The sequence below is a fragment of the uncultured Methanobrevibacter sp. genome (assembly GCF_937898925.1).
In the GTDB taxonomy this organism is placed as follows: Archaea; Methanobacteriota; Methanobacteria; order Methanobacteriales; family Methanobacteriaceae; genus Methanobrevibacter.
The window spans coordinates 1-6,673 of the sequence record NZ_CALDKF010000064.1 but is presented as its reverse complement, the minus strand read 5'-3'; the positions used below and the strand labels follow the sequence as shown (position 1 = coordinate 6,673).

Genomic DNA, 6,673 nt, shown 5'->3' with positions numbered 1-6,673 from the left:
AACCGAACAAATCTATAATTCCCGCAACGATTTCATCAGCAAGTCTGTTGAAACTGCACAGGACACAAAATATTACGATAACAAACCGGCATTAACTATTAATGCAGAAGGTGCTGACACTATCACTTTAACTGTACCGGCACTTGACCTTGAAACATTGGCTGCTATTACTGGCAAGACATATGATTCAGCAACAGGTGCTTTCATGGATGGTGAAAGAACACCTAAGTATTTTGCTTTAGGTTACAGATTAAAGTTGACAGATGGAACATACAGATATGTATGGAGATATAAAGGATCATTTGGTATTCCAGATGAAACTTCACAGACAGAAAACAATGGAACTGATTCAAATAATCAGACATTAACTTTCACAGGCATTATGACACAGCATAAGTTTACTAAGAGTGGAACTTCTGAAAAGGCACTTGTTGTTGATGAAAGAAGCACTTCTGTTGACTTATCAACCTTCTTTGCTGTTGTTACAACTTGTGATTCATTTGGTGGTGGAAGCATTGCAAGGGTTATGAATTCACTTAGCCATGTAACCACAGATAATGCAGCAACATCTGTAGCAGTTGGTGGAACATACAATGCAACATTAACTCCTGAAGATGGTTACACACTTGATGATGTAGTTGTTCTTATGAATGCAGAAGATGTAACATCAACAGCTTGGACAGTTGGTACACAGAAGATTGCAATTGCATCTGTAACAGGTGATATTGTAGTAGCTGCTACAGCTGTATCAAGTAATTAATTTAATAATAGACATAGTGGGGACAGTATGATGCATCATATTTCTTGATTTTTTTCGCTGTTGTCTTCAATCAAGATTACCCACTTTGCCATATAAAGAAAGGAAGGCAATAGAAATGACATTGAATATTTATTCAGATCAGAAAACTATAAAGAAGACATATGAGATAGATTCATATGACATTATGTATGGAACAATCCAGGACATTCTTGATGTTTTGGATAATGGACTTGAAAGTTTGAATAATGACACTGAGTTATTGAAACTGATAGTAGCAAATAGGGGCAAGATTGAAGACCTGATTCTTGACATCTTTGCTTCAGAAGGACTGACCAAAGAAGAATTAAGATACATCAAGCTTAAGGAATTAATTCCAATGTTTGTTGAACTGTTTGGTTATGTTCAGGATTCTTTTAAATCAAAAAACTAATAGACGGCAACGGATCTAATGATGCCGTTGCCGATTCTTTATCTAACATCTTTTTTGACCTGGCTGACAACTTGTGTCAAAAATACCAATCACTAACACCTTTTATGGTAAGAAGGGAAAAGTTTGGTGAAGTGGTTAAACTTCTTCACTGGATAAACAGTAAGAACAGAAAATCCAATGGACTTAAATCCAATGATAGAGCTTGGAGAGATAAAGACGGAAATCTTCACATCAGAAGACAAGCAACTAATGACAATTGGTATTAATTGAGGTAGTAACAATGGCTAAGAATAATGAATCTACAATGAAATGGAAGGTTGATATATCACAGTTAAAATCAGCCATGCAAGATGCTAAAAGATCTATTTCATTGGCTAATGCTGAATTCAAAGCAGCCACAGCCGGAATGGATAAGTGGCAAACAAGTGCAAATGGGTTGGAAGCAAAACTTAGTCAGTTAAACAAAACGCTTCCACAACAGAAATCTATTCTTCAGCAATTACAGAAACAATATGCAATTGTTGCAGACACTTTAGGTGAAGATTCAGCTGAAGCACAAAGACTTAAAATCCAGATTGAAAACCAGAAAGCTGCAGTTAATAAGACTGAAGCTTCTATTAATACATACACTAAAAAACTGAAAGAAATGCAAGCTGAAGAATCAAGTTTGACTAATACTGTTAAGAAACAGGAAGCAGAACTTGAATCACTTAAGAAGGCTTATGTTGATACTGTTGGTCAGTATGGTAAGCACTCTAAAGAAGCTAAGTCACTTGCAAATCAAATAGAAACATTATCAGGAAGTTTGGCTGATAATAAAAAGAAATTAGCTGAAGCATCAGAATCAGCTAATGAATATGATAAGTCACTTAATAATGTAAGTGATGCATCTAACCAGGCATCAGAATCAACATCCACTTTATCAGGTGGATTTACAGTGCTTAAAGGTGTTATGGCTAACCTTGTAACAGAAGGAATCACAATGGTGATTGATGGACTTGTTAAGGTTGGTCAAACAATGCTTGATACCGGCAAACAAGCTATTGCTTCATATGCTGAATATGAACAGTTAGTAGGTGGTATTGAATCAATGTTTGGTGGCATTGAAACTGGATCAGAACAGATTGATAAGGTGCTTGAAATGTCAGCAAAGGCATGGGAAAACTTAACTATGTCACAGAATGACTATTTCACAGCATTTTCATCAACTTATCCTTTAATGAAAACTGACATTGAAGATCAGAATGAAGCTATTGATGCAACAAACAGATTAATGACCTTAAACAGTGACTTGGCTAATACATTTGGCTATTCATTTGAAACAGCTGCTAATGCTGTTAACTGGGCATTAAAAGGATCATTTAACTATATTGATAACTTAAATATTGGTATCAAGGGAACACAGGAAGGATTCTTGGAAGCAGCAAAGGATGCCGGATATATGGTTGATGATGTAAAAGAATTATCATCAGCTGATATTCTTGACATCTTGGAAAAAACTGCAGATAAGTATGGTGTTTTAGGTAAAACAGCTGAAGAAGCATCTACAACAATTACAGGTTCACTTAATATGACTAAGGCAGCTTGGTCTAATTTGCTTGTAGGTATGGCTGATGATGGTGCTGATTTTGATGCATTGTTGGAAGACTTTATGTCTGCAGTAACTAACTTTGGTACAAACATAATTCCAAGACTTAAAACAACTGTTAGTGGTATTGGTAAGACAATTGTAGGTCTTCTTGAAAAGTTTGTTCCTGAAGTATTAGGAATGATTCCTGATCTTGTATCAGAAGGTGTTCCACAACTTGTGAGTGTTTTTAAAACCATTGGTGATAGTTTAAAACAGACAATTCCAGAAATATTATCTGTTATACCTGGATTAATAAAAAGTTTAATGGAAGAAGCTGTTGAGGTATTACCAGAATCACTTCAGTTTATAATTGACACTATTATAAGTATTCTTAATTCTTCCAGTGCATTACTTGAAGATTTGATTCCTATGATGGTTGATTTAGTTATGCAATTAGTGCAAGTGATAGTTGATAATTCAAACGCAATGTTGGATGCAGCCTTAAACTTAATTCAAGCACTTGTAAATGGCATTACTAAGTCATTACCTATATTAATTAAGGAAATGCCTAAACTGGTTAAAAGTTTACTTCAAGCACTTTTAAGAGCTATGCCACAATTAATATCAGCTGGTGTTGATATTGTAATTACAATTCTTGAAGGATTCACAGATGAACTTCCAAATCTTCTTAATATGGTCGCAAAATTGATTCCTGAAGTAGTGTTTACAATCTTAAAAGAGCTTCCAAGATTAAATGAAATGTCATTCCAGATATTCGATAGACTTATTTCAGCACTTGGTGAAAATCTTCCAAGACTGTTAAAAGAATTAGTTTTAGGTGTAGGACTGTGTTCACAGCAAATTAGAGATTCTTTTGCTTCATATGATTGGTTATCAGTTGGTAAAACTATCATTAATGGTATAAAAGATGGTGTTGTTAATAGTACAGAAAACCTTTTTAAATATATAAATGAAATTAAGGCTAAATTTAATAGCATAGGATCAGATATGGTTAAAGGTATTTGGGATGGTATTTCAGGTTCAACAGATTGGATTAAAGATAAAATCAATGGTTGGACTGGTAATGTAATTCAATTCTTTAAAGATGCATTTGGAATTAAGTCACCATCTAAGGCAATGCGTGACAAGGTTGGTAAGTGGTTAACCAAGGGTGTTGCTGAAGGTATCAAAGATGATATGCCTTCAAGTCTTCAGGATATGAAAACAACTATCAATGGTGCTATGAATGAACTTAAGACAGATATTAGCAATCAGTCTAATAATGTCACATCAAGTAGTGGTGGTCATAGCAACAGTAAAAAGAGTGGATCATCAACACAGAATGTTACATTTAACCAGACTATCAATTCTGCTAAGCCAGTTGACAATTTGACTTTATACAGAGAAACAAACAACTTGTTGTTCAGCTCAAAAGTGAGGTTAGGCCATGTTTGAATTAATTCTTGAAAATAAAACAGGGGATAAAATAAACTTTGCTTCTAATTCTGCATTTACTGTCACCCGGATTGAAGGCTTGAATCCCCCAGATGCCACAATCAACTTATCTGACATAGCTTTGATGGATGGTGCAAAATTCAATTCATCAAAGCTAAATGTCAGGTATATTAATATTGCATTTGCTATTGAATATGAAGCAGCTAAAAACAGAATAGAAGTATATAAGGTGCTTAAAGCCAAACAGTATGTAAAAATGACATATATTGGTGATTATAGAAATGTATATGTTGAAGGTTACATTGAAAGCATCAATATAGATTATTTTGAAATGAAACAAATAGTGACTTGTGCTATTGTTTGTCCTTCACCATTTTTCAAGGAAGCACAAATGATTGTAAATGAACTTAGGAATATTGTTAAGGCTTTTCATTTTCCTTTTGCATCCACTGAAACACCTGAACTTGTTATGTCATACATAAACAATGAAACAGGTATTAGCATTGAAAATGATGGTGATGTTGAATGTGGAATGATAATTGAAATGTATGCAGCACAAAATGTTTCTGATCCTAAGATATTTAACTATGTTACACAAGAATATATAGGGTTGGATATTGACATGGAACAGGGTGATTTAATCACACTTGATACAAGACCAGGACAAAAGACAGCAACATTATTAAGAAGTGGTGTTGAATCTAATATTTTTAACTATGTTATACAAGGTTCAACATGGCTTCAATTATCACCTAATGGTGACACATTTGTCTATGAAGTTGGAACAGGTCAGGATGCTGATTTAAATATTACATTCAAGCATAACAACTTGTATGAAGGGGTATAAGTTATGATGATTCCAATTATTATGAACACAAACTTCACAAGATTAGCTGCTATTGATGAATATATATCATTCATTTGGACTTCACGCTATTACAATACTGGTGATTTTGAACTTGTTATTCCTGTTAATGCTAAAAACATTAACCTGATTAAAAAAGATTTTTATATCATAAGGGATGATGACGAAAATGTGGGTATAATAGAAGATATAATCATTAATAGAAATGAAGATCTTGAAGAAACAATGACTGTAACCGGTAGATTTCTTCAATCAATACTTGGAAGAAGAATCATAGCACCACAAACAAACTGTAGTGGTCGATTAAGTAATTGTATTGAAGCACTTGTTAATTCTTGTTTGGTTAATCCTGTTATAAGTGCTAGGAAGATAAATAATTTTATCATAGATTCTTCTTCATTTACTGATAAGATTGACACACAGTTTACAGGTGATAATCTTTTGGAAACAGTTTCAGAAATCTGCATGGTTTATGGTGTGGGATTTAAAGTCACTATGAATTCATCTAATCAGTTTGTATTTAAGTTGTATAAGGGTGAAGATAGGACCTATGACCAGGATGAAAATCCTTGGGTTATATTTTCAGATCAATATGACAATCTTTTGTCTTCACAGTATGAAGAATGTTATAAGGATATTTCAACAGCTGTGTGGGTAGCTGGTGAAGGTGATGGACTTGATAGAAAAGCATTATGGGTTTCATCTGGTGAAACAGGACTTGGAAGATATGAAGTCTATAAGGATGAAAGACAGATTCAAAGTAATGGTGGAGAAATCCCACTGAGTGATTATAACAAACTACTTGAAGCATCTGGTAAAGATTCCCTGACTAAGTACACCACAGCCTTTACTGGTAGTGTATATTTTGACAATGTTAAATATCGTGAGGATGTATTTTTGGGTGATTTATGTGTTATAGAAAATCAAAGATGGGGAATTGTAGTTAATAGTAGATTAGTAGAAGTTATAGAATCTGTTGATGAAACAGGTGAATATTCAATTCTTCCAACATTTGGAATTTAGAAAGGTGGTTATAAGACATGGCAATTTTAGGTTATTTTTTTAATGCAGTAGAATCAGGTGGAGAATATGACAGGGTTTATAATGCTGAAGATGTGACATCTTATCTTGATAAGTTAGTGGGTAATGGTGTATTTCCTAATCCATCAACACAACTTCAGGTTCGTGCCGGTTCAGGAATGAATGTTATTGTTGGAACTGGTCAAGGCTGGATTAATGGTCATAAGATGATTAACACAGCTGATTTGACATTGGCAATTGATTCATCTGATGTTTTGCTTAATAGAATAGATGCTGTTGTATTCTATGTTGATTTTGATGCAAGGGAAATGGGTATTGAAGTTAAAAAAGGAACATTGGCATCTACACCAACTGCACCTTCTATGACAAGAACTTCTACAAGATATGAATTATGCCTTGCACAAATTAGTGTTCCAAAACAGATCACAGCAATTACTACAGCACTTATCACTGATACCAGAGGAAATAGCAATTTATGTGGATTTGTTCAGGGACTTATTCAGCAGATGGATTCAACCACTTTATTTGCACAATGGCAATCACAATTTGAAA

The 6,673-nt window shown here is 34.0% G+C and carries 6 protein-coding genes and 1 pseudogene; all 7 read left to right on the top strand.

The genetic code is table 11. The annotated features are described in order from the left end of the window. Window positions 1-760: major tail protein (locus Q0409_RS05210; protein WP_298535810.1), on the top strand; the 760-nt coding region annotated here is incomplete at its 5' end. A 115-nt stretch (window positions 761-875) separates the two neighbouring features. Further along, window positions 876-1,190, top strand: coding sequence for a hypothetical protein (locus Q0409_RS05205; RefSeq protein WP_298535808.1), 315 nt, complete (start codon window positions 876-878; stop codon window positions 1,188-1,190). 104 nt (window positions 1,191-1,294) lie between these two features. After that, window positions 1,295-1,456 (top strand): hypothetical protein, encoded by a 162-nt coding sequence (locus Q0409_RS05200; protein ID WP_298535806.1) that lies wholly within the window; start codon window positions 1,295-1,297, stop codon window positions 1,454-1,456. Between the two features lie 14 nt (window positions 1,457-1,470). Then, complete coding sequence (locus Q0409_RS05195) at window positions 1,471-4,215, top strand: hypothetical protein (RefSeq protein WP_298535804.1); 2,745 nt, start codon at window positions 1,471-1,473, stop codon at window positions 4,213-4,215. After that, entirely contained in the window at window positions 4,208-5,062 is an 855-nt protein-coding gene (locus Q0409_RS05190) for a phage distal tail protein (RefSeq protein WP_298535802.1), read from the top strand. The genes Q0409_RS05195 and Q0409_RS05190 overlap by 8 nt, the downstream gene beginning before the upstream one ends. 3 nt (window positions 5,063-5,065) lie before the next feature. Next, on the top strand, window positions 5,066-6,103 hold the full coding sequence (locus Q0409_RS05185) for a siphovirus ReqiPepy6 Gp37-like family protein (protein ID WP_298535800.1): 1,038 nt from the start codon (window positions 5,066-5,068) through the stop codon (window positions 6,101-6,103). Between the two features lie 17 nt (window positions 6,104-6,120). Then, window positions 6,121-6,673: pseudogene (locus Q0409_RS05180) on the top strand (hypothetical protein); the annotation flags it as partial.